This is a genomic window from Modestobacter versicolor (assembly GCF_014195485.1).
GTDB lineage: Bacteria > Actinomycetota > Actinomycetes > Mycobacteriales > Geodermatophilaceae > Modestobacter > Modestobacter versicolor.
The window spans coordinates 1,582,335-1,607,023 of the sequence record NZ_JACIBU010000001.1 but is presented as its reverse complement, the minus strand read 5'-3'; the positions used below and the strand labels follow the sequence as shown (position 1 = coordinate 1,607,023).

Sequence of the window (24,689 nt, the reverse complement as noted above, 5' to 3'; positions counted from 1 at the left end):
GGAGGGAGCCCTTCTGACGCACCCGTCGGCTGGGTGCGGCCTGTGGCACCTCATCGCCTTCCGCGGCCTCTGTCGCTCCGAGGCGCTGGGCCTGCCCTGGTCCGATGTCGACCTCGACCGGCGCACCGTCACGATCCGTGCGGCCCGAGTCCAGGTCGGCCGCGATGTCGTGGCCGGTGACACCAAGATCGACACCAGCGCCCGCCCAGTCAGCCGGGACGCCGGCACCGTCGAGGTGCTGCGTGCCCACCGGCGCCGCTTGGCCGAGCTCCGGCTGCTGCTGGGGTCCGCGTGCGTCGACACCGGCCTGGTGTTCGCGAAAGCTGACGGGTCCGCGCTGGTGCCCGGACAGCGTCTCGCAGCGGTTCGACCGCCTCGTTGTGCGGGCCGGACTGCCGCCGGTGCGGCTGCACGACCTGCGGCACCTGGCCGCGAGCCTGGCCTACCGAGCGACGAAGGACTTGAAGCTCACCCGCCAGATGCTCGGGCATTCGTCGACGGCGATCACCGAGCAGGTCTACACGTCGGTGTTCGAGGACGTGGAGCGTGAGGCCGCGGAGTCGGCTGCCGCGCTGTCCCGCGTGCCCACCGGGCGCACACCGACGCCGATGTGCCCACCTCGTGCCCACCCCCGGGCCGTGTGGGCGCCCGTGGTCCGACCGTGAGGGCGAAACCGCAGATCAGGACCGGTGGGGCGGGTGGGGCTCGAACCCACGACCCAGGGATTATGAGTCCCATGCTCTGACCGGCTGAGCTACCGCCCCGGCGGCAACTCTGCCATGCGGCGGCTGCGGAGCCGGGCACGCCCCGGTCGCTCAGCGACGGCGCCGGCCGGGTGGCGGCGAGGAGTCCTGGGCCCGCTCGCGCAGCGCCGTCAGCAGCGCCGGCCAGCCCAGCGCCAGCCCCGCGCCGAGCAGCCCACCGGCCACCGTGTCGGACAGCCAGTGCGCCCGCAGGTACACCCGCGACAGCGCCATCACCACCGCGAACACCACCGCCCGCACCTCCCACCGCCAGCGCGCCGGCCCGGGTTCGACCACCGCCAGCACCAGCCCGACCGCGGTGATCGCACCGGCGATCGCGTGCCCGGACGGGAACGACGCCGCGCTGGTCTCGATCAGCGCCAGCGACGGCCGCGGCCGGTCGACCGCCGCCTTCACCGGGCCGATCAGCGCCTCGCTCGTCAGCACCGACAGGCTGAACGCGGCCAGCCGCAGCCAGTGCCGCCGCCACGCCAGCAGTGCCAGCGCGGCCACCCGCAGCGGCCAGTTCACCCACACCCCGCCCAGCCACGACATCGCCACCGCGACGGCGGTCGTGGGCTCGTTCTCCGCCGACCCGGCCAGCCGCCACACCCAGTCGTCGACCGCCTGGACCGCGGGCTCGGTGACCGGCCACACCACCAGCGCGCTCACCACGACCGCCCCGGCCAGCAGCGCACCGCTGACCCGGAGCCCCCGCCCGCTGTCGACCAGCATCAGCCGGCGTACCCGGGCACCGGTGCCCGCCGCGCTGCGGTGCTCATGCTGCCTCGGGCACCAGGTCGGTGCGCGGCGCGGAGTTGGGCGCCCGCCGCCACGACGTGTTGCGCCGCCAGAAGAGGTGGGTCAGGACGCCGATCGGGATCGGCAGGAGGTACGTCAGCAGCCGGAACACCAGCACCCCCGCCGCGACCTCGGCACGCTCGCCACCGGCGGCCGCCAGCCCGCTGATCATCGCCACCTCGATCACCCCGAGGCCCCCAGGGGTGAACGGCACGGCGGTCAGCAGCCGGGCGAAGGCGAAAACCGCCAGCACCTCGACCCACCCGACCTGCTCGGCGGTGACCCCGGAGAACCGCAGCGCCAGCAGCAGCACCAGGAACAGCGACAGGTGGCTGACCAGCGTCGCCAGGGTCAGCCAGTGCCAGCGGGCGCGCAGCAGCAGCACCGTGCGGTCCCGGAACGTCACGAACGCCCGGTCCCAGCCGCTCACCGGCGGGCGGTGCACCAGCCGCAGCACGCCGGAGGCCCCCCGCGCCAGCGCCAGCCCCACCCGGGCCGCGCTGCTCCGGCTGCGCAGCACCAGCCACAGCCCGACGAGCGACGCCGCCAGCCCGATCACGCCCAGCGCACCGGCCGTCAGCCGGGCCGCCGACGGTGGCGCGGAGAAGGCGAGCAGCGCCAGCGCGACCACCGGCAGGCCGAGCTTGGCGAAGTTGTTCCACAGCCCCGAGGTCAGCAGCGAGACCGACGTCCGGGAGCGGGAGAACCCCCACGAGCTGTTCATCGCGTACGTCAGCCCGAGTGCGATGGCGGCTCCACCCAGCACGGTGTTCGACACCGCCGTCGTCGTCTGGGTCGACACCGTCGCCTGCCGCAGCGTCATGCCGGGCGTGGTCGTGACCATCACGAACTGGTAGGTCGCCAGGTTCCACACGGTGGCCAGCGCGAGCACGGCGATCTGCAGCCCCGACATGGCGCGCACCGTCGCCCACACGTCGCCGAGGCTGGTGAACTGCGGCAGGAACCAGGCGAAGACCGCCGCGACCAGCACCAACGACAGCAGCGGGGGGAGCACCCGGCGCCACGCCGGTCGCGGCCGCTGCGCCGCGGGTCGGCTGCGCTCGACGGTGGCCATGGCTCAGCCGTCCCCTCTGCCGGGGTCCAGGTCGACCCGGCCCCCGCTGTCGACGTGCACCTGGGTGCGGAGCTCGGCCCGGCTGACCGCGTCCACCGCCTGCGAGGCGAGGGCCAGCGCCTCGCCGGGGCTGTCGCCGTCCAGCCGGAAGGCGACGGTGAGGCACCCGCCCGGGAACACGTAGTGCCGCTCGCCGGAGTAGGTGGGGCTCACCTGCCGGACCCGCTCGTAGCGCCGCATGTCGTCCCGGTCGCTGGCGATCTCGGTGGTGCCCTCGGTGTCGCAGGACCCCTCGAGCCGGACCTCCACCGCGTGCACGCCGTCGCGGTCGGAGTCCAGCCAGAAGCGGGCCTCGCCGTCGCGGGCGTCGAGGTGGGAGAAGCCCCAGCCCAGCGGCAGGGAGCTCTGCACGCACGGCACCCAGGCCGCCGTCGGCACCGACTGGGCCATCAGGATCACACCGTTGCCCGCTCCGTCGTCGCCGACCGGGCACGTCGGCGGTGAGGTGATCGCGGCGGGGGAGTCGTTGCCGCAGCCGGCCAGGCCACCGGTCACCAGCAGGACGGCGGCCAGGACGACGCCGCGGCGGGTCACAGCGGCGACCGGAGCAGGTCGGCGGTGACCGCGGCGCAGAGCAGCAGCATGACCAGCGTGGCGATGGTCAGCCCGGTCCGCCGCCAGCTCCAGCGCTGGATCCGCACCGGCGGCAGCTGGTAGGGGAGCAGCCGGACGAAGTCCGCATGCAGGTCGCGGCCCTGCTGGCGGAGCAGCCGGCGCAGCTGCGAGGGCATGGTCAGCCCGCGGGTCGCGGCGAGGGCCTCGGCGATCTCCTCGTCGGAGAACTGGCGCCGCGCGCGCCGGTACACCCGTTCGGCGTCCGTGCGGAGCCCCAGCACCAGCATCATGTTGGCCAGGTCGACCGCCTGCCGCCACGGGCTGGGCCGCACCTCGGCGAACGCGGTGTCGATGACCACCAGCCGACCGTCGCGGACCAGCAGGTTCGCGGGCTTGATGTCCCGGTGGGCCACGCCGATCTCCCACATCCGGCGGACCACCGCCAGCCCCTGGTCGATGACGTCGTCGTCGACCTCGGCGTCCCCGATCTCCCGTGCGCCGGCGATGAACTCGGTGACCAGCAGGTACTCGCGCTCGGGGGTGATCTCGACGATGCCGAGCGGTCGCGGCGCGGGCAGGCCGGCGGAGGTGAACAGGTGCAGCACGTAGTCCTCGTACTGCACCAGCCGGCGCACGCTGTGGAACGGCTGCTCGTCCTCCAGCCGCCCGTACAGCAGCGTGCGGCCGAGCTTGTACCAGCGGTCGGAGTGCACGTGGGTGGCCGCGTAGAGCTTGCCGAACACGCAGCTCTCGCCCTCGCCGGCGGCCTTCACGGTGATCCGCAGCGGGGTCGAGCCACCCGAGCCGGCCAGGCCGAAGGGCTCCACCTGGGTGGCCAGCAACCCCAGCTGGTCCTCCAGCGCCCGCACGATCGCCGCCCCCCGGCTGCCGGTGACGTCCAGGTGGGCCGGGCGGCCCCGGTGGTAGCGCACCGGGTAGACGTCGTTGGGGGTGAGCAGCCGGAAGGCCGCCAGGGGCACGGCCACGCCGAGGATGACGCCGGCGGCCACGTCGGTCGGGTGGTCCTGGCCCAGGTACAGCCGGGACAGCGCGGTGACCAGCAGCAGCCCGCAGACCACCCACTTGCAGACGGTCCGCTTCCGGCCGGCCGGCACCAGCGAGTAGACGATGGCGAGCAGGAAGGCCGCGAGCACGGTGACCGGCAGGGGGGGCATGGAGAAGCCGGCCCACGGGCCGATGATCTCGACCTCGTAGGGGCGCGGCCGCTGCAGGGTGGCGGCCACGCCGGCCCCGGTGTTGACCACGACCAGTCCGACCGCGATCGACACGAACAGGTGCCGCCACCGGCGGAACACGATGAGCGGCAGCAGGTTGGCCAGCCACAGCACGTAGATGGCCTCCCGGGTGGCGAGCACACCGGCGACCTCGGCGACCTCGGTGAGGGCGGGTGAGCGCAGCCGTTCGAACGCCTGCAGCACCGCGGTGTCGGCGGCGTCGAACCACCCGACGTTGTCGGTCGCCCACACCACCACCCACACGACGACGACGCCGCCGCTGAGCGCGAGCCACCACTTTCCCGACGCGTTCAGGTGCCGGGGGAGGGGTGGCGGCTCGCCCGACGGCCGCCGACGGCGACCCACGCGACGGATCGCCGGAGGTCCGGGCCCGGCGGCGGGACCCACGACGGACACCGCCCGCGGCAGCGTGGTCATGGCCCGTGATCGTGCTCCTCGCGGGCCGCCCAGGACATCCCTCTGCGCGCCCCGGCGCCGCTAACGTGGGCCGTTCCCGCACCGTCGGGGCGCGCCTCGCGCTCGGCGGTGACGCTGCGGCAGGGGAGGCGGGCAGCATGTCACCTCACCGGAGCTGGGCCGCCCTCCTGGTCGCGCTGCTCGGGGTGCTCGCCGGTTGCTCGGCCGACGAGCCGGAGGGCGAGCAGCCCACCGCGACGATCCGGTTCGCCTCCTACGACTTCAGCGAGAACGAGATCCTGGCCGCGGTGTACGCCGAGGCGGTCCGCCGGGCGGGCCTGCCGGTCTCGCTGCAGTCCGGGGTGGGCACCCGCGAGGTGGTGCAGCCGGCCCTGGAGCAGGGCGTGGTGGACGTCGTCATCGACTACCTCGGGACGGCGCTGCAGTTCGCCGACCGCGGTGCCGGCGCCGGGCCGGGGACGCCGGCGGACCTGCACGCGGCGCTGCGCGAGGCCCTGCGCGGCCGCGGTGTCGTGGTGCTCGACGCCGCGGAGGCCGAGGACCAGAACGGGTTCGCCGTCAGCACCGCCTTCGCCGCCCGGCACGGCGTCACGACGCTGTCCGACCTCGTTCCGCTCGCCCGTGGGCTCACCTTCGGCGGCCCGCCCGAGTGCCGGCAGCGCCCGCTCTGCCTGCCCGGCCTGCAGGCGGTCTACGGCCTGGACTTCGCCGACGTGCGCAACATGCCGTCGCGGTCGGCGACCGTGGAGGCACTGCTCACCGGGCACGTCCACGTCGGCCTGCTGGAGACGACCGACCCGCGGCTGTCGCAGGCCTCCGTCGTCCTGCTGGTCGACGACCGCGGGCTGCAGCCCCGGGAGAACGTCGTGCCCCTGGTCGGTGCGGCGGTGCTCGACCGCTGGGGTGCGCCGCTCGCGGACGCGCTGAACGCGGCCAGTGCCCGGCTGACCACCGCCGACCTGATCAGGCTCAACCGCGCGGTGGAGAGCGAGGGGCTGACACCCGAGCAGGCCGCAGCCCGCTGGTGGGACGCCGCCTGAGCTACCGTGCACGCACCGCTCCCGAGGTCCCGCGCTGCCTCCGGGACCGCCGCCCGCGACATCTGGACAGTTCTCGTCAGATCTGTCCACGTGTCGCCGCTGGAGCGGGCGTGACCTGCGAAGATGATCGCCACACTGGACCACTCGGGCCCCAGATGTCTCATCCGACCCAACTCGGGCTGGCGCGAGCAGGTCACGATCCGGCAAACTCTGCACCGGTTGCTCTGAGAGCCGCCGAGGTACGCAACGCAGTCATCGCGCGACAGGTCCGTTGGGGAAGACGAACCAGTCGAGTCGATGGAGGTGCGCCGTGCAGCGACGGTCAACCCAGGGTGTCGTCTTCGTGCACGCGTGCCCGAAGGCGCTCTGCCAGCATGTCGAATGGGCGCTCGAGCGCGTGGTCGGCACGCCGGTCTCCCTGTCATGGGGTGAGCAGCCCGTGACGCACGGGTCCTACCGTGCCGAGGTCGCCTGGACGGGCGCGCCCGGCACCGGGGCCCGCCTCGTCGCTGCCCTGAAGCAGTGGCCGATGCTGCGCTTCGAGGTCACCGAGGAAGCCAGCCACGGCAACGACGGCGAGCGCATGTCCTACGTGCCCGGCTACGGCGTCCACCGCTCCGCGGTCAGCGCGAGCGGCGACCTGGTCGTCAACGAGAACCAGCTCCGCCACCTCGCCGCCACCGCCACCTCGATCGAGGCCTTCCGGCACGGCGTGGACGACCTGCTCGGCGCCGCGTGGGACGCCGACCTCGAGGCCTACCGGCACGCCGGCGACGGCACCCAGGTCACCTGGCTGCACCAGGTCGTCTGACGAAGGACCCCGCTGCCCCCCACGCCTCGCAGGCTCGGCGCGGGCCCCTGCAGCGGGGCCGAGGATGCCGGTGCGCTGCCCGCCGCCGTCCTCGAAGACACGGCCTGACGACGCACGAACGGCCCGGCACCCCATGGGGTGCCGGGCCGTTCGTGCGTCTGCCCTACAGCGGGATGTTGCCGTGCGCCCCGCGGCCCGAGGGCGCCTCGGCCAGCGCGGCCACCAGCCGGCGCTTGGTCTGCGCCGGGTCGACGACGTCGTCCACGACCCCGATCTCCCGGGCCCGGGCGACCCCACCGGCGATCCGCTCGTGCTCGGCGGCCAGCTGCGCGTGCAGCGCCTCCCGCTCACCGGGCTGGGCCGCGGCGAGCTTCTTGCGGTGCAGGATCCCGACCGCTGCCTTGGCGCCCATCACGGCGACCTCGGCGCCCGGCCAGGCGAACACCGCGGTCGCGCCCAGCGAGCGGGCGTTCATCGCGATGTAGGCGCCGCCGTAGGACTTGCGGGTCACCAGCGTCACCCGAGGCACCACGGCCTCGGCGAAGGCGTGCAGCAGCTTCGCGCCGCGGCGCACGACGCCGTCCCACTCCTGCCCGACACCGGGCAGGTAGCCCGGGACGTCGACCAGCACGACCAGCGGCACCCCGAAGGCGTCGCACATCCGCACGAACCGGGCGGCCTTCTCCGCCGAGGCGGAGTCCAGGCAGCCACCCAGCCGCAGCGGGTTGTTGGCGATGACGCCGACCGTGCGCCCGGACAGCCGGCCCAGGGTGGTGATGATGTTCGGCGCGAACCGCGGGTGCAGCTCCAGGCCGGGCCCGTCCAGCAGCGCGGCGACGACCGGCTTCACGTCGTAGGCCCGGTTGCGCTGCTCGGGGAGCAGCGCCATCAGGTCGACGGCGGGGGAGTCGTCGGCGGGGGCGAAGGTGCCCTGCGCGGCGAGCAGGTCGACCGCCGTCCGCGCCGTCTCCAGCGCCTCGGCCTCGGTGTCGGTGACCACGTGGACGACGCCGGACCGCCGGCCGTGGGTGTCCGGCCCGCCGAGCTGCTCCTGGTCGACGACCTCGCCGGTGACCGAGCGGACGACGTCCGGACCGGTCACGAAGACCCGGCCGGCCGGCCCCATGATCACCAGGTCGGTGAGCGCCGGACCGTAGGCGGCGCCACCGGCGGCGGCCCCCAGGACGACCGAGATCTGGGGCACCCGCCCGGAGGCCCGCACCATCGCGGCGAAGACCTCACCGACGGCGTGCAGGGCGGTGACGCCCTCGGCCAGCCGGGCACCGCCGGAGTGCCAGATGCCGACGACCGGCACCCGCTCGCGGAGCGCGGCGTCGATGGCGTCGACGATGTGCCGGCACCCGTCGACGCCCATCGCGCCGCCCATGATCGTGGCGTCGGTGCAGTAGGCGATCGCCGGCGAACCGGACACCGTGCCGCGGGCGGCGAGCACCCCGGAGGTGTCCCGGGGGGCCAGCGTCTGCATCGACCCGGGGTCGAAGAACCGGGCGAGCCGGTCCTCGGGGTCCCGCGGGTCGACGGTCGGCGTGGTCGGCGGTGCGGCGGAGATGGTGGTCATGAGCGACTCCTCGAGGAGCGGGTCGGGTCCGTCACGCCGTCGTGAACACCAGGGCCATGTTGTGGCCGCCGAAGCCGAACGAGTCGTTCAGCGCGGCGGTGAAGCTCGCCTTCCGCGGCTCGCGGCGGACGATGTCGAGGGCCTGGACGGCGGGGGAGTCGTCGACGTCCTCGAGGTTGGCGGTCGCCGGCACCACCTGGTCGCGCAGCGCCAGGATCGCGAACACCGACTCCAGGGCGCCGGCGGCACCGAGCAGGTGGCCGGTCTGGCTCTTGGTGGCGGTGACCAGCACGTGGTCGCCGATCGCGTCGTGGATCGCGGTGGCCTCCGCGGTGTCGCCCAGCGGGGTCGAGGTGGCGTGCGCGTTGACGTGGCCGATGTCGGCCGGGGTCAGGCCGGCGTCGCGGATGGCCGCGCCGATCGCCCGGGCGGCCCCCTCGCCCTCGGGGTGCGGGGCCACGAGGTCGTAGCCGTCGGAGGTGCCACCGGCGCCGGCAAGCCGGGCGTAGACCGTGGCGCCGCGGGCGGCGGCCGCGTCGGCGCGCTCCAGCACGAGCGCCGCGGCGCCCTCGCCGAGCACGAAGCCGTCGCGGCCCTTGTCGAAGGGCCGGGAGGCGCGCTCGGGCTCGTCGTTGCGAGTGCTCATCGCGCGCATCGCGGCGAACCCGGCCATCGGCAGCGGGTGGACGCAGGCCTCGGTCCCGCCGACGACGACCATGTCGGCCCGGCCGAGGCGGAGCAGGTCCAGGCCCCAGCGGATCGCCTCGGCGCCGGAGGCGCAGGCGCTGACCGGGGCGTGCACACCGGCCCGGGCGCCGACGGCCAGGCCGACGGCGGCGGCGGGGCCGTTGGGCATGAGCATCGGGATGGTGAAGGGGGAGACGCGCTTGGGGCCCTTCTCCTCCAGGACGTCGTCCTGGCCGAGCAGGGTGAGCGCGCCGCCGATGCCGGTGCCGAAGACGACGGCGAGGCGCTCGGGGTCGATGCCGGAGTCGGCGCCGGCGGCGTCGCGCCAGGCCTCCTCGGCGGCGATGACGGCGACCTGCTGGCTGCGGTCGAGCCGGCGGGACCGCACCCGGTCGAGCTGGTCGGCCGGGTCGGTCGCCAGCCGGGCCACCAGCTGGGCCGGGAAGTCCTTGACCCAGTCGTCGGTGATCCGGCTGACCCCGGACCGACCGGCCAGCAGTGCCTCCCAGGTGGAGGCGACGTCACCACCGAGGGGGGTGGTGGCACCGAGCCCGGTGACGACGATGTCGGCGGTGGGCGTGCTCATGGACGTTCCTTCCTGACTGACTGGCCGGACGGCCGGGGATGAGGTGCTGGAACGGCCCCGCTGCAGGGGCCCGCCGCGAGCGTGCGAGCCCCGCTGCAGGGGCCCGCCGCGAGCGTGCGAGCGGTGGGGGGCAGCGGGGTCCTTCGTCAGCCCTGGTTCTTCTCGATGTAGGACATGGCGTCGCCGACGGTCTTGATGTTGGCGAGCTCGTCGTCGGGGATGGCCACGCCGAACTTGTCCTCGACGGCGGTGGCGATCTCGACCATCGACAGGGAGTCGACGTCCAGGTCGTCGGTGAAGGACTTCTCCGGGGTGGCGTCGGCGGGGGTCACGCCGGCCACCTCCTCCAGGATCTCGGCGAGACCGGCCTGGATGTCTGCGGTGCTGGGCACGCTGGGTCCTCTCTCTCGGATGGTGACGGCGGGCCGGGGGACGGTCCGCCGCCGTCGTCCGGGACGGGTGTCCCGGCAGTGGGTGGGGTCAGGGCAGTCGGAGCACCTGACCGGCGAAGGTGAGCCCGGCGCCGTAGCCGAGCACCAGCGCGAGGTCGCCGGACTTCGCCTCGCCCGACTCCATGAGCGCGGTCAGCGCCAGCGGGATGGAGGCGGCGGAGGTGTTGCCGGACTGGACGATGTCGCGCGCGATGACCGTGTTCTCGCCGAAGCCGAGCTTCTTGGCCATCGACTCGACGATCCGCAGGTTGGCCTGGTGCGGGGCGAAGACGTCGATGTCGGCGGCGGTGACGCCGGCCTTCTCCATCGCCTCGACGAGCGTCTCGGTGAGCTTGGTGGTGGCCCAGCGGTAGACCGCCTGGCCGGCCATGGTCATCGTCGAGCGACCGGCGGCGATCTCGATGGCGTTGTACTGGTCGCCGTCGCTGCCCCAGGCGACCGGGCCGATGCCCGGCTCGTCGGAGGCGCCGATCACGGCGGCGCCCGCGCCGTCGGCGAAGATCACCGCGGTGGTGCGGTCGGTCTGGTCGGTGACGTCGGTCAGCCGCTCGACCCCGACGACCAGCACGTTGGTCGCGTCGCCGCTGCGGATGGCGTCGTTGGCCACCCCGAGGGCGTAGCAGAACCCGGCGCAGCCGGCGTTGAGGTCGAAGGCCCCGGGCCGGGGGATGCCCAGCCGGTGCGCGACCTGCGGGCCGATGCCCGGGATCGGGGCCTGGAGGCTGGCGCTGGCGAGGATGACCATGTCGACCTGGTCGGGGGCCAGCCCGCTGGCGGCCAGCGCCTTGCCGCCGGCGGCGACCGCCATCTCCACGAGCGTCTCGTCCTCGGAGGCCCACCGGCGCTCGGCGATGCCGACCCGGCTCTGGATCCACTCGTCGTTGGTGTCCATCACCTGCGCGAGCTCGTCGTTGGTCACCCGGCGGCGCGGCCGGTAGCTGCCCAGGCCGAGCAGCTGCGCCCCGGGGGCGCCCTGTCGCAGTCGGATCGAGCTCATGCAGAGACCTCCGGGTAGAGACGGGCGATCGGGTCGCCGGCGTCGACGAGGTCGCCGTCCTGCACCAGCCACTCGGCGAGCACGCCGTCGTAGCCGGCCGAGACGTTGACCTCCTCGCGCCGGCTGCGGATGCAGCCGAGCGGGCTGCCGGCCGGGAGGTGGGTGCCCTCGGGGACGGCGGCGGGGCTGACGGTGCCGCGCACCGGGGAGACGACGACCCGCCAGTCCGGCGAGTGCTCGGCCTCGGCGCGGCCCCGCTCGGCGGCGATCAGCTCGCGGGCGCGGTCCAGGTCGGCGGGGCCGGTCAGCGCCAGCACCTCGATCTCCGAGCCCTTCCACTCGCGCTTGGCCAGGCCGGCCAGCGCGCCGGCCGGCGGCAGCTCGATGACCGCGCTGACCCCGAGGTCGCGCAGGGTGGCCAGGCAGGCGTCGAACCGGACCGGGCTGGTGACCTGGCTGACCAGCCGGGAGACGACCTCGGCGCCGGAGTCGACCGCCGCGCCGTCGGCGTTGGACAGCAGCAGGCGGCTGGGGTCGGCCGGCTGCAGGCCACCGACCAGCGCCTTGAGCTCCTCGCGGGCCGAGGCCATGTAGTGGGTGTGGAAGGCGCCGGCGACCGACAGCGGCATGATCCGGGCCTTGGCCGGCGGGTCGGCCTTGAGCGCGGCCAGCCCGTCCAGCGAGCCGGCGGCGACGACCTGGCCGCCGCCGTTGCGGTTGGCCGGCACCAGCCCGTGCCGCTCGATCGCGGCGAGCACCTCGTCGGGGTCGCCGCCGAGGACGGCGGACATCCCGGTCGGGGTCTGCGCGCAGGAGCGGGCCATCGCCCGGCCGCGGACGGCGGTCAGCGCGATCGCGGCCTCGACCGTCAGCACCCCGGCGAGGGCGGCGGCGGTCAGCTCACCGACGCTGTGGCCGGTGATGACGACGTCGCGGCCGGCGTGCGGCGTGTGCAGCACCGGGCCGGGCATCCCACCCAGCTCGCGGGCGATGAACAGGCTCATCGCGACCACCAGCGGCTGGGTGACCGCGGTGTCCTTGATGGCCTCGGCGTCACCGGTCGTGCCCAGGGTCAGCAGGTCGGCGTCGGCGATGGCACCGGCCCAGCGGAAGAAGGACTCGGCTCCGGGGAGGTCGAGCCACTCGGTGAGCATCCCGGGCTTCTGGGCACCCTGTCCGGGAGCGAGGACGGCCAGCACGTGTTCACCGTGCCAGGCCCGGGCGTTTCCCGTGCGGCCAGCGCCCACGAACAACATGGGCGGATCTTTGGAGGATCCCTACAACCGGCGGCTCGTCAACCGCGGCGGAGGCCGCGTGTCGGTGGACAAGGCCACAATCCCGGGGCGTCGGCTCAGTGCCAGAGGGAGCGGGCGCCGTCCAGCTGGGCGAGGGCCAGCGCGAGCTGGAGCGTCCAGGCCCCGCGGGGGTCGGTGGCCGAGTAGCCGGTGAGCTCGGCGGCCCGCTTGAGCCGGTACCGGACGGTGTTGGTGTGCACGAACATGGCCCGCGCGGTGGCCTCGAGGTTGCCGCCGTTGCCCAGCACGGTGCGCACGGTCTCCAGCACCTCGCCGCCGGCGTCCTGCAGCGGCACCGCCACCCGCTCGGCCAGCGCGGCGCGGGCGAGCGGGTCGCCGTCCAGCGCGCGCTCGGGCAGCAGGTCCTCGGCGTCCACCGGGCGCGGGGCGTCCGGCCAGGCCGCGGCGGCGTGCAGCCCGGCGAGCGCGGCGGTGGCGGACTCCCCGGCGTGGGCGAGGGAGTCGACCTGCGGGCCCAGCACGACCGGGCCCGGGCCGAACTCGCGGCAGACCCGCGCGGTCACCTGGGTGAGGTCCTGCGCGCCGCCGAGGACGACGACCAGCTCGTCGGCGTGCACCCCGACCAGCACCTCGCAGCCCATCGACCGAGCGGCCCGGCGGACGGCGGCGCGGGAGTCGGAGTCGTCGGGTGGCGCGGAGCCGACCAGCACCACCACCGGCGCGGTCTCGGCCCAGCCGAGCGCCGCCGCGCGGCCGGGCAGCTCCTCGGAGCGGTCGCCGCGGACCAGCGCGTCGACGACGAGGGCCTCCAGCCGGGCGTCCCAGGCGCCGCGGTTCTCGGCGAAGCTGGCGTAGACGTGCGCGGCGGCGAAGGCGATCTCCCGGCTGAACTGCAGCACGGTCAGCCGCAGCCGGTCGGCGTCGCCGGGCTCGGCGACCTGCTCCACCCGGTCCTCGACCACCTCGACGGTGACCTTGATCAGGTCGACCGAGCGCTTGAGCGGGACGGCGTTCATCAGCTCGCGGGGGGCGGCGCCGAACACCTCGCCGGTGAGCCGCGGCGGGCGGCCGGGGTTGCGGCACCACTCGACGAGCGAGGCGATGCCGGCCTGCGCGACGAGGGTGACCCAGGAGCGCTGGGCCGCGGGCATGGCGCGGAACCAGGGCAGCTCCTCGTCCATCCGCGCGACGGCCTGGGTGGCGAGGGCCCCGGAGCTGCGCTCGAGCCGGCGCAGCGTCGCCTCCGACGGCGCGACGCTCACCTGGGCTTCCTCGCTCGCTGCACGGCTCCAGCGTGTCACGGCGGGCCGCGTCGGGGACCCTGGTGGCGTGCACACCGCCCATCCGGGTCAGCCGGACACCCTCGCCGTCCCGGCCGCGCGGTCGACGGCCCGGGTGCTGACGGCGGTCGCCGGGGCGGCGCTGCTGCTCGTCGTGCTGGGCGGGGCGGTCGCCGCCGGCTGGGCGCCGCTGCTGCGCGTCGACGGCGCTGTGCGCGACGCCCTCTACGCCGGCGACGACCGCTCCGGGCTGGTCGAGAGCGTGCTGCAGGTGGCCACCGCGCCCGGGCTGTCGGTGTCCCGCGGGGTCGTGCTGCTGCCCGTGCTGGTCTGGCTGGTGCTGCGCCGGTCGTGGTGGACGGCGACCTGGGTGCTCGGCGCGGCCGGGCTGGTGTCCCCGCTCACCGGGGCGCTCAAGGAGCTCGTCGGCCGACAGCGCCCGCAGTTCGCCGACGGCGGGGCGCGCTACGACTCGCTGAGCTTCCCCAGCGGGCACTCCTCGGGGGTCGCGGCGCTGGTGACGGTCGCGCTGGTGCTGGCCTGGCCGCTGCTGGCGCCGGCTGCCCGGCGCTGGTGGCTGGCCGCGGGTGCCGCCCTGGTGCTGCTGGTCGGCCTCACCCGGATGTGGCTGGGCGTGCACTTCCTCTCCGACGTGCTCGGCGGCTGGGCGCTGGGGCTGGGCTGGACGCTGCTGGTGGCGCTGGCCTTCGGTGCGCTGCCCGGCGGCCGGGCGGCGCTGCGACCGGGCCCGGCCACGTGAGCGGGCTGGAGCAGCGGGTGCTGCTCGCGCCCGACGACGGCTCCCTGGGACCGCTGCTGCGGCTGGCCGACGACCGGCTGCCGCCGGGCACCGGGTACGGGCGGCACGCGCACGCCGACGTCGACGTGGTGGCGGTGCTGCTCGACGGCTCGCTGCGGCACACGTGGGGGCGGGAGGCCGTGCTGGGTGCCGGCGACGTGGCGGTGCTCCGCGCCGGCCGCGGGCTCGAGCACGACGAGGTCGCCGGCAGCGGGGGCGCCCACGTCGTCCAGGCCTACCTGCGGGCGGCGGAACCGGGCGGCACCCCGGCGCACGACGTCCTGCTGCGGCCCACCGGCTGGGTCGACCTCGGCCGCCCCGACGCCCGGCTGTGGCTGGGGGCGGCCGACGACGACGTCCCGGCCGGGCTGCGGGTGGTCGTCCGGGACGGCACGGTGACCGCCGGCGTGGGGGACGGCCGGGTCGAGGGTCCGGCCACCGTCTGCGTCTGGCAGTTCGACGTCGCCCGGCCGGCCTGGGCCGACTGACCTCCCGCGATCCTGAGCACTGCTACAGACTGTGCGCATGAGTGCCGCTGACCTCCTCGCCGCCGCCCGTGCCGACGCCGACCGCACCGTCGACCTGCGCCGGCGGCTGCACCGGCAGCCGGAGATCGGCAACCACCTGCCGAAGACCCAGGCGACCGTGCTGGAGGCCTTCGCCGACCTCCCCGTCGAGCTGACCACCGGGCGCAGCACCAGCTCGGTCGTCGGCGTGCTCCGCGGGGCGCGGCCCGGCCCGACCTACCTGCTCCGCGGCGACATGGACGCCCTCCCCGTGCACGAGGACACCGGCCTGGACTTCGCCTCCGAGGTGCCCGGCGTCATGCACGCCTGCGGTCACGACACGCACGTCGCGATGCTGCTCGGCGCCGCGCGGCTGCTCGCCGAGCGCCGGGACTCCCTCGCCGGGCAGGTCGTCTTCATGGTCCAGCCAGGGGAGGAGGGGCACCACGGCGCCCGCTTCATGCTGGAGGAGGGCCTGCTCGACGTCGTCCCGGAGGCGCCGGTCAGCGGGGCCTTCGCGCTGCACATCTCGACCATGTGGCGCAGCGGCACGATCAACGTCCGGGGCGGGGCGATGATGGCCTCGGCCGACCAGTGGACGATCACCGTGCGCGGCCGCGGCGGGCACGCCTCCACCCCGCACCTGTCGGCCGACCCGGTGCCGGTCGCCGCCGAGATCGTGCTGGCGCTGCAGTCGATGATCACCCGCCGGGTCGACGTCTTCGACCCCGCCGTGGTCACCGTGGGCCACCTGGAGGCGGGCACCACCGACAACATCATCCCGGCGTCCGCGCTGCTGCACGGCACGATCCGCACGCTCTCGCCGGAGCGGCGGGCCGACGTGCTGGCCTCGGTGCAGCGGGTGGGCGAGCACGTGGCCCTGGCCCACGACATGACCGCGGAGTTCGTGCACGTCGAGGGCTACCCGGTGACCGTCAACGACGCCGGGGTCGCCGCGCAGGTCACCGACACGGCGGCGGCCCTGCTGGGCGAGCAGCACAGCGCCGTGATGCCCGTGCCGCTGATGGGGGCCGAGGACTTCTCCTACGTGCTGGAGCGGGTGCCGGGCGCGATGGCGTTCCTCGGTGCCTGCCCGCCGGAGCTCGACCCGGCCACCGCACCGGGCAACCACTCGAACCTGGTGGTCTTCGACGAGGACGCGCTGCCCAACGGTGTCGCCCTCTACGCGCGGATGGCCCTGCAGGCGCTGGCCGGCTGACCGCGGGCGCCGTGCCGGAGGGGGTTCCGGTACGGCGGCGGTCGGGCCACGCTCGTGCGGCATGGGCACGACGACCCGCCGGGTGTGCCGGCTGCACGACGTCCTGACCGCCGTCCTGGTCGCGCTGCTGGTGGCCGACCCGCTCCGCCGCCGCCGTCTGCGGGCCGACTGGGCGCACTGGCTGCCGGCGCAGCAGCGCCGGGACCGGGTGATGCGCCGGCTCGCCCCGCCGGTGCTGCTCGGCGCCATCGGCAGCGGCGCGGTCGCGGCGGTGCTGTCGCTGCTCGCCGGCCGGCCGGTCGCCGGTGCGGGCCGGGCCGCGGCGGCCGTCGCCGACGTGGCCGCCGTGCGGGTCACGCGGGCCGTGAACGCCCCGGTCAACCACGAGCTGCGCAGCTGGCAGGTCGAGCAGGAGGCGGTGGACTGGCAGACCCAGCGGGCGCGGTGGGAGGGCGGCCACGAGATCCGCCGGGTGCTGCTGGGCGCCGGCGCGGTCGCCACCGCCGCGGCGGCGCGCGCCGGGCGCTGAACGCGGCAGCGGCCCGCCTCCCCGGTGGGGGAGACGGGCCGCTGCCGTGCTGCCTCAGGTGGCCGGGTGGTCGTCCGTCCGGCGCTCCTCGGGAGCGGCCTGCTCGTCGCGCTCCTGGTACTTCTCCAGGGCCTGGCGGACCAGGTCGCGGTCGACCTCACCGCGCGAGGCCAGCGAGGCCAGCGTGCGGACGACGATCGCCTCGGCGTCGACGTGGAAGTGCCGCCGCAGCGCCGGGCGGGTGTCGGAGAGGCCGAACCCGTCGGTGCCGAGGCTGGCCAGCCCGCCGGGGACGAACGGCGCGATGAGGTCGGGGACGGCCTTCATCCAGTCCGACACCGCCACGATCGGGCCCTGGGTGCCCTCCAGCTGCCGGGTGACGAAGGGGACCTTCGGCTCCTCGGCCGGGTTGAGCATGTTCCACTCGTCGGCCTCGAGCGCCTCCCGGCGCAGCTCGGTCCACGAGGTCACCGACCACACGTCGGCCGAGACGCCCCAGTCGTTCGCCAGCAGCTCCTGGGCGCGCAGCGCCCACGGCACGGCCACGCCCGAGGCGAGGACCTGCGCCTTGGGGCCCTCGGTCTGCGGGCCCTCGGCGTAGCGGTACATGCCGGCGAGCAGGGCGGCGAGGTCGAGGTCCTCCGGCTGGGCCGGCTGCACGTAGGGCTCGTTGTAGATCGTCAGGTAGTACATGACGTTCGGGTCGCGGTGCTCGCCGAGCGGGGCGCCCGGGTCCTCGCCGTACATCCGGGCCAGGGCGTCCTTGGTGATCGCCCCGACCTCGTAGGAGAACGCGGGGTCGTAGGTGACGACGGCGGGGTTGGTCGCGGCCATCAGCAGCGAGTGCCCGTCCTCGTGCTGCAGCCCCTCGCCGTTCAGCGTCGTCCGGCCGGCGGTCGCGCCCAGCAGGAAGCCGCGGGTCATCTGGTCGGCAGCCGCCCAGATGGAGTCGGCGGTGCGCTGGAACCCGAACATCGAGTAGAAGATGTAGATCGGGATCATCGCCTCGCCGTGGGTGGCGTAGGACGTGCCGGCCGCGGTGAACGACGCCGTCGAACCGGCCTCGTTGATGCCCTCGTGCAGGATCTGGCCCAGCTCGGACTCCTTGTAGGCCAGCATCAGCTCGCGGTCGACCGACGTGTAGTTCTGGCCGTGCGGGTTGTAGATCTTCTGCGTCGGGAAGAGCGAGTCCATCCCGAACGTGCGGGCCTCGTCGGGGATGACCGGTACGAAGCGCGGGCCGAGCTCCTTGTCCTTGATCAGCTCCTTGAGCAGCCGGACGAAGGCCATGGTGGTGGCCACCTCCTGCTTGCCCGAGCCGCGCCGGAGGACGTCGAACGCCTTGTCCTCCGGGGTCTTCAGCGGCTTGTGCTCCGACCGCCGCCGGGGGATCGACCCACCCAGCGCGCGACGCCGCTCGAGCATGTACTGCATCTCGGGGGAGTCCGGCGCGGGCTTGTAGTACGGCGGCATGGTCTTGTCGAGCTGCTCGTCCGGGATCGGGATCTGCAGCCGGTCGCGGAAGCCCACCAGGTCCTCGGCGGTGAGCTTCTTCATCTGGTGCGTGGAGTTGCGGCCCTCGAAGTGGCTGCCCAGCGTCCAGCCCTTGATGGTCTTGGCCAGGATGACCGTCGGCTGGCCCTTGTGGTCCATCGCGGCCTTGTAGGCGGCGTAGACCTTCCGGTAGTCGTGGCCGCCGCGGGCGAGCTGCCAGACCTCGTCGTCGGTCATGCCCTCGACCAGCTTGCGGGTGCGCGGGTCGCGGCCGAAGAAGTGCTCGCGCACGAAGGCGCCGTCCTCGGCCTTGTAGGTCTGGTAGTCGCCGTCGGGCGTGCTGTTCATCAGGTTGACCAGCGCACCGTCGCGGTCGGCGGCCAGCAGCTTGTCCCAGCCGTGGCCCCAGATCACCTTGACGACGTTCCAGCCGGCGCCGCGGAAGAAGGACTCCAGCTCCTGGATGACCTTGCCGTTGCCGCGCACCGGGCCGTCGAGCCGCTGCAGGTTGCAGTTGATGACGAAGGTGAGGTTGTCCAGCTCCTCGCGGGCGGCCAGCCCGATCGGGCCGAGCGACTCGGGCTCGTCGGTCTCGCCGTCGCCGAGGAAGGCCCACACGTGCTGGTCGGAGGTGTCGGCGATGCCGCGGTTGTGCAGGTAGCGGTTGAACCGCGCCTGGTAGATCGCGTTCATCGGGCCGAGGCCCATCGAGACGGTGGGGAACTCCCAGAAGTCCGGCATCAGCCGGGGGTGCGGGTAGGACGACAGCCCGCCACCGGGGTGGCTGACCTCCTGGCGGAACCCGTCGAGCTGGTGCTCGTCGAGCCGGCCCTCGAGGAAGGCGCGGGCGTAGATGCCGGGGGAGGCGTGGCCCTGGAAGTAGATCTGGTCGCCGCCGCCCGGGTGGTCCTTGCCCTTGAAGAAGTGGTTGAAGCCGACCTCGTAGAGCATCGCCGAGGAGGCGTAGGAGGAGATGTGCCCGCCGACGCCGATCCCCGGCCGCTGCGCGCGGTGCACCATGATCGCGGCGTTCCAGCGGATCGCGTGGCGGATCTTCCGCTCGGCGTCCTCGTCGCCGGGGAACCACGGCTCCTGCTCCGGCGGGATCGTGTTGATGTAGTCGGTGCTGCGGAGCGCGGGGACGCCGACCTGCTGCTCGCGGCTGCGCTCCAGCATCCGGAGCATCAGGTAGCGGGCGCGGTTGCGGCCGGCGTGGTCGACGACCGCGTCGAGGGACTCGAGCCACTCCTGGGTCTCGTCCGGATCGGTGTCCGGGAGTTGGCTGGGCCGCCCGTCGGTGATGACCGCGCGAGGGGTGCCGGTGGTGCGGGCGGGGTCTCCGTCCGACTGCTGCGGTGCGCTCATGCCCCCATCGTCTCCTGTCCGGGTCGTCGGCGTCACGCGACCCGCGCTCGACGTCCTGCGGGACGTCCCGGGCGACCCCGCCGCGGACCTCGTCGGGCCCTCGTGCGAGGGCTCCCGGATGCCCTACGCTCCGCGCCGACGGGCCCCGGGGGCGGGCCACCGGGCCGGGGGTGGGGCATGGGCGCGACCGCTCGGCTGCTCGCGGCGGCCGCGGTCGTGCTGACGCTGGGAGCGTGCTCGAGCACGGTGCCCGGCGAGGCCAGCGCCGCGGACACCGGGCCGACCAGCTCGTCCTCCTCGTCGTCGTCCTCGCGGTCGCCCTCCCCGTCACCGTCACCGTCGGCCGCCCGCACCTCGTCGGCCGCCCCCACCTCGTCGGCGCCCGCGCCGCCGGTCGTCAGCGAGGCGGAGGTCTGCGCCGGCCTGGGCTTCGGGCTCATCACGGCCAACGCCGCCTGGCTGGACTGGTGGGCGGCGACCGAGGCCGGCCAGCAGCCGGCCCAGTCGGCCGAGCAGGTCGCCGCGGAGTACGACGCCGCGGTCGCCGAGGGCCGGCCGCTGGTCTCCGCCGCGCCGCCGGGCGCCGTGCGGGACGCCGCCGAGGCGCTGCTGGCCGCCGCCACGGCGATGTCGGCCGACCTCCGGGCCGGGGGCCGCGGCACCGACGCCGGGCTGGTCCCGGCGTCCGACGCGCTGGAGGCCGCGTGCCCGGACTGAGAGGCCGGGTATCGCAGGAGCCGGTCCAACCAGCACACTGTCGGTCCGCACCAGGACACGTGCGGCACGTGGCCGTGCACTCGCGCGGCAGATTCGGTTGACTGAGCTACATGGAGGACGAGCAGGGATGAGCGTCGACTCGGGCAGCACCAGCATGGCTGCCCGGCTGGGGATCAAGCCGGGCATGGTCGTGCAAGAGCTCGGCTGGGACGAGGACGCCGACGAGGACCTGCGCGACTCCGTCGTGGAGCTGTCCGGCGGTGAGATGGTCGACGAGGACTCCGACGAGGTGGCCGACGTCGTCCTGCTGTGGTGGCGGGAGGAGGACGGCGACCTGATCGACGCGCTCGTCGACTCCATCGCCTCGCTGGCCGAGGACGGCGTCGTCTGGCTGCTGGTGCCCAAGTCCGGGCGCCCCGGCCACGTCGAGCCCGGTGACGTCACCGAGGCCGCCCCCACCGCCGGGCTGCAGCAGACGTCGAGCATCTCCGCGGCCAAGGACTGGTCCGGCATCCGGCTGGTCACCCCGAAGGCCGCCCGCTCCCGTCGCTGAAGAAGGACCACCCCTCCCCCCACGCCTCGCGAGCTCGGCGCGGGCCCCTGAGGGGTGGCCGTTCCAGCCCGTCACCTCGTGGGGCACGATCGGGCGCATGAGCCTCTCCGTCGGTGACACCGCCCCTGAGTTCAGCCTGCCCGACCAGGACAAGCAGGTCGTCTCCCTCGCCGAGCTGCGGGGTGCCCCCGTGCTCGTCGTCTTCTACCCCTTCGCGTTCTCCGGCACCTGCACCGGTGAGCTGTGCCAGCTGCGCGACGAGCTGGCCACCTACACCGACGCCGGCGTGCGGGTCGTGGCGATCTCCACCGACCCGACGTTCGCGCTGAAGGCCTTCCGCGAGAAGGAGGGCTTCGGCTTCCCGCTGCTGTCGGACTTCTGGCCGCACGGCGCCACCGCCCAGGCCTACGGCGTCTTCAACGACAAGGCCGGCATGGCGCTGCGCGGCACCTTCCTGGTCGACGCCGAGGGCACGATCACCTTCGCCGAGATCAACGGCCCGGGCGACGCGCGGGCGCAGTCGGGCTGGAAGGACGCGGTCGCGGAGCTCTCCGCGGCCGCCTGATGAAGGAGGCGGCCGGTCAGCCGGTCGCATCCGCGGGCGCGTAGCTCAGCGGTAGAGCGCTCGCCTTACAAGCGAGTGGTCGGGGGTTCGAGACCCTCCGCGCCCACCTCCGCACCTCACCCTTTCGAGACCCGTCCGGCCCGGATCCGCTTGGTGCAGCGGGCGGCCGTGCCGATGCCCGCTCCATGCGATGGACGGGGGAGCGTGGCCGGCGACGCAGCCGGGGCACGCCGTTGTGGACCTACCTGACCGCTCTGGTGCTGGTGCCGCTGGTCGGTGTCGTGGTCCTCACCGTGGTGGTGACCCGGTCCCGGGTGGCCGAAGCGGCCAGCGCGGCACGGGCCGAGGCGGCCGTCCGCGCCCTCGCGGAGCTGGACACCGCCCGCAGCGGCGTCGAGCAGGAGATCCTGCCGACCCTGGCCCTCGCCGTCATCGAGGACCCCGCCGTCGCCTCCGCCCTCGGCCTGCCGGCGAGCGTGCTCGACGCGCAGCGGCAGCAGGCCGAGGCGACCCAGGCGATCGCGCGGGGGGTGACCGACGAGGCGCTGGTCAGCGCCGGGCGGAGCAGCTACGGCGCCGACGCGGCGGTCGCGGCGGCCGACCGGGTGGCGGAGGTCCGCCGCAGCGCCGACGACCTCACCCTCGAGCTCGAGGCCATCTACCTGCAGTACCTCGGGGTCTCCACCGAGCTCATGCACGCCCAGCGCGGTGCTGCCTCCGCGGCGAGCGCCGAGGGCGTGTCCGCCTCCACCCTCCGCGCCATCCAGGACGTCGGCCTGGTCGCCGAGCTGGCCACCACGGCCAGCCGGCAGATGCCGCTGTTCCTCGGTGCCCTGCTGGGCGACGGCGGAGGCGACTCGATGATCGGGTCCCGGCTGGCCCGGGAGACCGGCTGGCTGGCCTACACCGATGCGCTGGACCAGATGGACGACCTGTCCCAACCGGCGCTGCGCCGGCAGTGGGCGTCGGCGCGCGACTCCTCGGTGGTGGCCAGCCTGGACGCGGTGCTCACCCCGACCGACGCCGAGCTGCCGGTCCTCTCGGTGCCCGAGATGGTGCCGCTGATGTTCCAGAGCGCCGCCCGGGACGCGCTGTACACCGGCCTGGTGGACGACGCGGCCGGTCGCGCGCAGTCCTCGGCCGCCGCGGACCGCGAGCACGCCACCGAGCGCCGCACCGCGACCCTGCTGCTCGGCCTCGGTGTGCTGCTGGCCGCCGCGCTGGGCGCCCTGTACCTGGGGCGCACGGTCTCCCGGTCGCTCGGGCTGCTCGCCGACCAGGCCGGCCAGGTCAGCCGCGGCGAGCTGGTGGAGGTGGAGGTCGGCGGCCCGCGGGAGGTGCGGACCGTCTCCACCGCGCTGGGCTCGGCGGTGGCCAGCCTGCGGCGGATCCAGGACCAGGCCCGGGCGGTCGCCCGCGGCGACCTCTCGAACGCGCTGCTGGACGAGCCGCTGCCCGGCCCGCTGGGCGAGGTCGTGCACGCCTCGGTGCGGCAGATCGTCAGCTCCGTGCGGCAGCGAGAGGAGCTCCAGTCGGCACTGGCCCACCAGGCGGCGCACGACCCGCTGACCGAGCTGCCCAACCGGGCCCAGGCACTGCAGCTCACCGCCTCGGCGCTGTTCCGCGGGCAGCGGTCGGGGTCGATGACCGGGCTGCTGTTCGTCGACCTCGACGGCTTCAAGGGCGTCAACGACACCCACGGGCACGCGTGCGGCGACGCCGTCCTGCGCGAGGTCGCCGGCCGGCTGCGGGACACCGTGCGCGCCGGGGACGTCGTCTGCCGGCTGGGCGGGGACGAGTTCGTCGTCCTGGTCGAGCCGGTCGAGGCCGAGGGCGACCTGCTGGACCTGGCCGAGCGGCTGATCGCGGCCGCGCGGGAGCCGATCACGGCCGGCGGCCACGTCGTGCGGATCGGCGCCAGCGTCGGGATCGCGGTGAGCCGGGACGCGTCCACCGTCGCCGACGTCCTCTTCGCCGAGGCCGACGCCGCGACCTACCGCGCCAAGCGGCAGGGGCGGGGTCGCGCCGAGGTCTTCGACGAGGCGCTGCGTGCCCAGCTGGCCACCCGCGCGGAGCTGGAGGACGCGATCGCCCACGGGCTGACCCACGGGGAGATGGAGCTGGCGTACCAGCCGGTCGTCGACGTCTCCTCCGGCCGACTCACCGGGTACGAGGCGCTGATCCGGTGGCAGCGCCCCGGGCACGGCCTGGTGCCACCGGACTCGTTCATCCCGGTGGCCGAGGGCTCCCGGCTGATCTGCGAGCTGGACCGCTGGGTGCTGCTGGAGGCGACCCGGCAGCTGGCGGAGTGGCGCCGGACCCGTCCGGTCGACCCGGGTGCCCCCGAGCCGACCGTCGCGGTGAACATCTCCGGGCGGCACCTGGCCGACCGGCAGGTCGTGCAGGACGTCGCCGACGCGCTCGCCGCCTCGGGCCTGCCCGCCCGGCTGCTGGTGCTCGAGGTGACGGAGACCGTGCTGGTCGACGACCCCTCGGCCATCGACAACCTGGCCGCGCTGCGCGGGATGGGCACCACCGTGGCCATCGACGACTTCGGCACGGGCTACACCTCGATCGGCCAGCTGCGGCACATGCCGGTGGACACGCTGAAGATCGACCGGAGCTTCATCGGCTCCGCCGAGCCGGGGCACGAGGAGCTCGTCGCGCTCATGATCCGGGTGGCGCACACCTTCGGCCTGACGGTGGTCGCCGAGGGCGTGGAGGAGCCGGCCCAGCTGGCACGGCTGCTGGCCGACGGGTGCGACCGGGCGCAGGGCTACCTGCTGCACCGGCCGCTCTCGGCCGCCGACGCCGGCGCCCTGCTGGACGGGGCACCGGTCGCCGGCTGACCCGCTGCTCTCGCCGCGCCCGGCGTCGGGCACGCTGCCGCCGTGGGCATCGAGGACGTGCTGGCCGCCAGCCGCGTCGGCGTGCACCGGCTGACCCTGGCCGAGCTGGTGGCCGCGGCCGCCCGCGGGGCGCTGGTGGTCGACACCCGGACCGAGCAGCACCGGCGGGTGCAGGGGGAGTTCCCGGGCGCGCTGGTGATCGACCGGACGGTGCTCGAGTGGCGGCTGGACCCGACCAGCCCCTGGCGCATCCCGGAGGCGACCGGGCCGGACCTCGAGGTGGTCGTGGTGTGCCGGCACGGCTACAGCTCCAGCCTGGCCGCCGCCTCGCTGCGTGCCGTCGGGCTGCACCGCGCCACCGACCTGGCCGGCGGCGTCCAGGCCTGGCGGGCAGCCGGGATGCCCATGTCCGACGGCCCCGCCGACGTGCGGGAGTAGCCGGCGGGGCTCACCCGAAGGGGGTGCCGGCCTCAACGTCCCGGTCCGGGCGGTCGATGC

Annotated in this window: 23 protein-coding genes and 2 tRNA genes; 13 read left to right on the top strand and 12 right to left on the bottom strand. The window is 74.8% G+C overall.

The features are described 5' to 3' along the window. Positions 1-242 precede the first annotated feature (242 nt). On the top strand, positions 243-665 hold the full coding sequence (locus tag FHX36_RS07755) for a tyrosine-type recombinase/integrase (RefSeq protein ID WP_181428687.1): 423 nt from the start codon (positions 243-245) through the stop codon (positions 663-665). A gap of 25 nt (positions 666-690) precedes the next feature. Here the strand turns inward: FHX36_RS07755 and FHX36_RS07750 are convergent. From FHX36_RS07750 to FHX36_RS07730, 5 genes are all read right to left on the bottom strand, one after another. Continuing rightward, positions 691-764 (bottom strand) — tRNA-Ile (locus FHX36_RS07750). Between the two features lie 51 nt (positions 765-815). After that, positions 816-1,478, bottom strand: coding sequence for a phosphatase PAP2 family protein (locus FHX36_RS07745; protein ID WP_110551403.1), 663 nt, complete (start codon positions 1,476-1,478; stop codon positions 816-818). A gap of 43 nt (positions 1,479-1,521) precedes the next feature. After that, positions 1,522-2,619: a lysylphosphatidylglycerol synthase transmembrane domain-containing protein gene (locus FHX36_RS07740; protein ID WP_110551402.1), complete on the bottom strand. Its 1,098-nt coding sequence runs from the start codon at positions 2,617-2,619 to the stop codon at positions 1,522-1,524. A 3-nt stretch (positions 2,620-2,622) separates the two neighbouring features. Beyond that, entirely contained in the window at positions 2,623-3,213 is a 591-nt protein-coding gene (locus FHX36_RS07735) for a hypothetical protein (RefSeq protein ID WP_110551401.1), read from the bottom strand. After that, positions 3,210-4,907, bottom strand: coding sequence for a phosphatase PAP2 family protein (locus FHX36_RS07730; RefSeq protein ID WP_110551400.1), 1,698 nt, complete (start codon positions 4,905-4,907; stop codon positions 3,210-3,212). Before FHX36_RS07730 ends, FHX36_RS07735 begins: the two co-directional genes overlap by 4 nt. 137 nt (positions 4,908-5,044) lie before the next feature. On the opposite strand from FHX36_RS07730, the gene FHX36_RS07725 reads away from it, so the two are divergent. Both FHX36_RS07725 and FHX36_RS07720 read left to right on the top strand, forming a co-directional pair. Beyond that, a complete protein-coding gene (locus tag FHX36_RS07725) occupies positions 5,045-5,947 on the top strand; it encodes an ABC transporter substrate-binding protein (RefSeq protein ID WP_110551409.1) in 903 nt (300 codons plus the stop codon). Positions 5,948-6,257: 310 nt separating this feature from the next. Beyond that, positions 6,258-6,758, top strand: coding sequence for a DUF3145 domain-containing protein (locus tag FHX36_RS07720; RefSeq protein WP_110551399.1), 501 nt, complete (start codon positions 6,258-6,260; stop codon positions 6,756-6,758). 163 nt (positions 6,759-6,921) lie between these two features. Here FHX36_RS07720 and FHX36_RS07715 read toward each other — a convergent pair whose 3' ends face one another. From FHX36_RS07715 to FHX36_RS07690, 6 genes are all read right to left on the bottom strand, one after another. Further along, a complete protein-coding gene (locus FHX36_RS07715) occupies positions 6,922-8,337 on the bottom strand; it encodes an acyl-CoA carboxylase subunit beta (protein WP_110551398.1) in 1,416 nt (471 codons plus the stop codon). 31 nt (positions 8,338-8,368) lie between these two features. Then, positions 8,369-9,610: a beta-ketoacyl-[acyl-carrier-protein] synthase family protein gene (locus FHX36_RS07710; protein ID WP_110551397.1), complete on the bottom strand. Its 1,242-nt coding sequence runs from the start codon at positions 9,608-9,610 to the stop codon at positions 8,369-8,371. A gap of 146 nt (positions 9,611-9,756) precedes the next feature. Beyond that, positions 9,757-10,002, bottom strand: coding sequence for an acyl carrier protein (locus FHX36_RS07705; protein WP_110551396.1), 246 nt, complete (start codon positions 10,000-10,002; stop codon positions 9,757-9,759). A gap of 88 nt (positions 10,003-10,090) precedes the next feature. Then, positions 10,091-11,059 carry a beta-ketoacyl-ACP synthase III gene (locus tag FHX36_RS07700; protein ID WP_110551395.1) on the bottom strand — a complete coding sequence of 323 codons (969 nt, stop codon included), beginning with the start codon at positions 11,057-11,059 and terminating at the stop codon, positions 10,091-10,093. Next, positions 11,056-12,258 (bottom strand): acyltransferase domain-containing protein, encoded by a 1,203-nt coding sequence (locus FHX36_RS07695; RefSeq protein ID WP_110551394.1) that lies wholly within the window; start codon positions 12,256-12,258, stop codon positions 11,056-11,058. The genes FHX36_RS07700 and FHX36_RS07695 overlap by 4 nt, the downstream gene beginning before the upstream one ends. A 152-nt stretch (positions 12,259-12,410) precedes the next feature. Next, positions 12,411-13,577: a PucR family transcriptional regulator gene (locus FHX36_RS07690; protein WP_110551393.1), complete on the bottom strand. Its 1,167-nt coding sequence runs from the start codon at positions 13,575-13,577 to the stop codon at positions 12,411-12,413. Positions 13,578-13,644: 67 nt separating this feature from the next. On the opposite strand from FHX36_RS07690, the gene FHX36_RS07685 reads away from it, so the two are divergent. From FHX36_RS07685 to FHX36_RS07670, 4 genes are all read left to right on the top strand, one after another. After that, positions 13,645-14,355 (top strand): phosphatase PAP2 family protein, encoded by a 711-nt coding sequence (locus FHX36_RS07685; protein ID WP_258372625.1) that lies wholly within the window; start codon positions 13,645-13,647, stop codon positions 14,353-14,355. Beyond that, positions 14,352-14,882 (top strand): pirin family protein, encoded by a 531-nt coding sequence (locus FHX36_RS07680; RefSeq protein ID WP_110551391.1) that lies wholly within the window; start codon positions 14,352-14,354, stop codon positions 14,880-14,882. Before FHX36_RS07685 ends, FHX36_RS07680 begins: the two co-directional genes overlap by 4 nt. A gap of 37 nt (positions 14,883-14,919) precedes the next feature. Then, the gene (locus FHX36_RS07675; RefSeq protein ID WP_110551390.1) at positions 14,920-16,119 is read left to right on the top strand and encodes a M20 metallopeptidase family protein; all 1,200 of its coding nucleotides are present in this window, start codon (positions 14,920-14,922) and stop codon (positions 16,117-16,119) included. Between the two features lie 61 nt (positions 16,120-16,180). Beyond that, positions 16,181-16,648 (top strand): anthrone oxygenase family protein, encoded by a 468-nt coding sequence (locus FHX36_RS07670; RefSeq protein WP_183513657.1) that lies wholly within the window; start codon positions 16,181-16,183, stop codon positions 16,646-16,648. Between the two features lie 54 nt (positions 16,649-16,702). Here the strand turns inward: FHX36_RS07670 and aceE are convergent, their stop codons facing one another. Beyond that, positions 16,703-19,507 (bottom strand): pyruvate dehydrogenase (acetyl-transferring), homodimeric type, encoded by a 2,805-nt coding sequence (gene aceE / locus FHX36_RS07665; RefSeq protein ID WP_110553311.1) that lies wholly within the window; start codon positions 19,505-19,507, stop codon positions 16,703-16,705. 177 nt (positions 19,508-19,684) lie between these two features. On the opposite strand from aceE, the gene FHX36_RS07660 reads away from it, so the two are divergent. The 6 genes from FHX36_RS07660 to FHX36_RS07635 all read left to right on the top strand — a co-directional run bounded on the left by FHX36_RS07660 (position 19,685) and on the right by FHX36_RS07635 (position 24,629). After that, entirely contained in the window at positions 19,685-20,224 is a 540-nt protein-coding gene (locus tag FHX36_RS07660) for a hypothetical protein (protein WP_110553310.1), read from the top strand. A gap of 127 nt (positions 20,225-20,351) precedes the next feature. Then, positions 20,352-20,777 carry a DUF3052 domain-containing protein gene (locus FHX36_RS07655; protein ID WP_026845370.1) on the top strand — a complete coding sequence of 142 codons (426 nt, stop codon included), beginning with the start codon at positions 20,352-20,354 and terminating at the stop codon, positions 20,775-20,777. 97 nt (positions 20,778-20,874) lie between these two features. Beyond that, on the top strand, positions 20,875-21,342 hold the full coding sequence (locus tag FHX36_RS07650; RefSeq protein WP_110553309.1) for a peroxiredoxin: 468 nt from the start codon (positions 20,875-20,877) through the stop codon (positions 21,340-21,342). A 34-nt stretch (positions 21,343-21,376) separates the two neighbouring features. Further along, positions 21,377-21,448, top strand: a tRNA-Val gene (locus FHX36_RS07645). 79 nt (positions 21,449-21,527) lie between these two features. Further along, on the top strand, positions 21,528-24,191 hold the full coding sequence (locus FHX36_RS07640; RefSeq protein WP_183513656.1) for a putative bifunctional diguanylate cyclase/phosphodiesterase: 2,664 nt from the start codon (positions 21,528-21,530) through the stop codon (positions 24,189-24,191). Between the two features lie 42 nt (positions 24,192-24,233). Continuing rightward, a complete protein-coding gene (locus tag FHX36_RS07635; RefSeq protein WP_183513654.1) occupies positions 24,234-24,629 on the top strand; it encodes a rhodanese-like domain-containing protein in 396 nt (131 codons plus the stop codon). Positions 24,630-24,689 lie beyond the last annotated feature (60 nt).

Coding starts and splice junctions, on each gene's coding strand:
- FHX36_RS07745 (WP_110551403.1), bottom strand. CDS start 1,478: ATGCTGGTCGACAGCGGGCGGGGGCTCCGGGTCAGCGGTGCGCTGCTG.
- FHX36_RS07740 (WP_110551402.1), bottom strand. CDS start 2,619: ATGGCCACCGTCGAGCGCAGCCGACCCGCGGCGCAGCGGCCGCGACCG.
- FHX36_RS07730 (WP_110551400.1), bottom strand. CDS start 4,907: ATGACCACGCTGCCGCGGGCGGTGTCCGTCGTGGGTCCCGCCGCCGGG.
- FHX36_RS07725 (WP_110551409.1), top strand. CDS start 5,045: ATGTCACCTCACCGGAGCTGGGCCGCCCTCCTGGTCGCGCTGCTCGGG.
- FHX36_RS07715 (WP_110551398.1), bottom strand. CDS start 8,337: ATGACCACCATCTCCGCCGCACCGCCGACCACGCCGACCGTCGACCCG.
- FHX36_RS07710 (WP_110551397.1), bottom strand. CDS start 9,610: ATGAGCACGCCCACCGCCGACATCGTCGTCACCGGGCTCGGTGCCACC.
- FHX36_RS07700 (WP_110551395.1), bottom strand. CDS start 11,059: ATGAGCTCGATCCGACTGCGACAGGGCGCCCCCGGGGCGCAGCTGCTC.
- FHX36_RS07675 (WP_110551390.1), top strand. CDS start 14,920: ATGAGTGCCGCTGACCTCCTCGCCGCCGCCCGTGCCGACGCCGACCGC.
- FHX36_RS07670 (WP_183513657.1), top strand. CDS start 16,181: ATGGGCACGACGACCCGCCGGGTGTGCCGGCTGCACGACGTCCTGACC.
- aceE (WP_110553311.1), bottom strand. CDS start 19,507: ATGAGCGCACCGCAGCAGTCGGACGGAGACCCCGCCCGCACCACCGGC.
- FHX36_RS07660 (WP_110553310.1), top strand. CDS start 19,685: ATGGGCGCGACCGCTCGGCTGCTCGCGGCGGCCGCGGTCGTGCTGACG.
- FHX36_RS07655 (WP_026845370.1), top strand. CDS start 20,352: ATGAGCGTCGACTCGGGCAGCACCAGCATGGCTGCCCGGCTGGGGATC.
- FHX36_RS07650 (WP_110553309.1), top strand. CDS start 20,875: ATGAGCCTCTCCGTCGGTGACACCGCCCCTGAGTTCAGCCTGCCCGAC.
- FHX36_RS07640 (WP_183513656.1), top strand. CDS start 21,528: ATGCGATGGACGGGGGAGCGTGGCCGGCGACGCAGCCGGGGCACGCCG.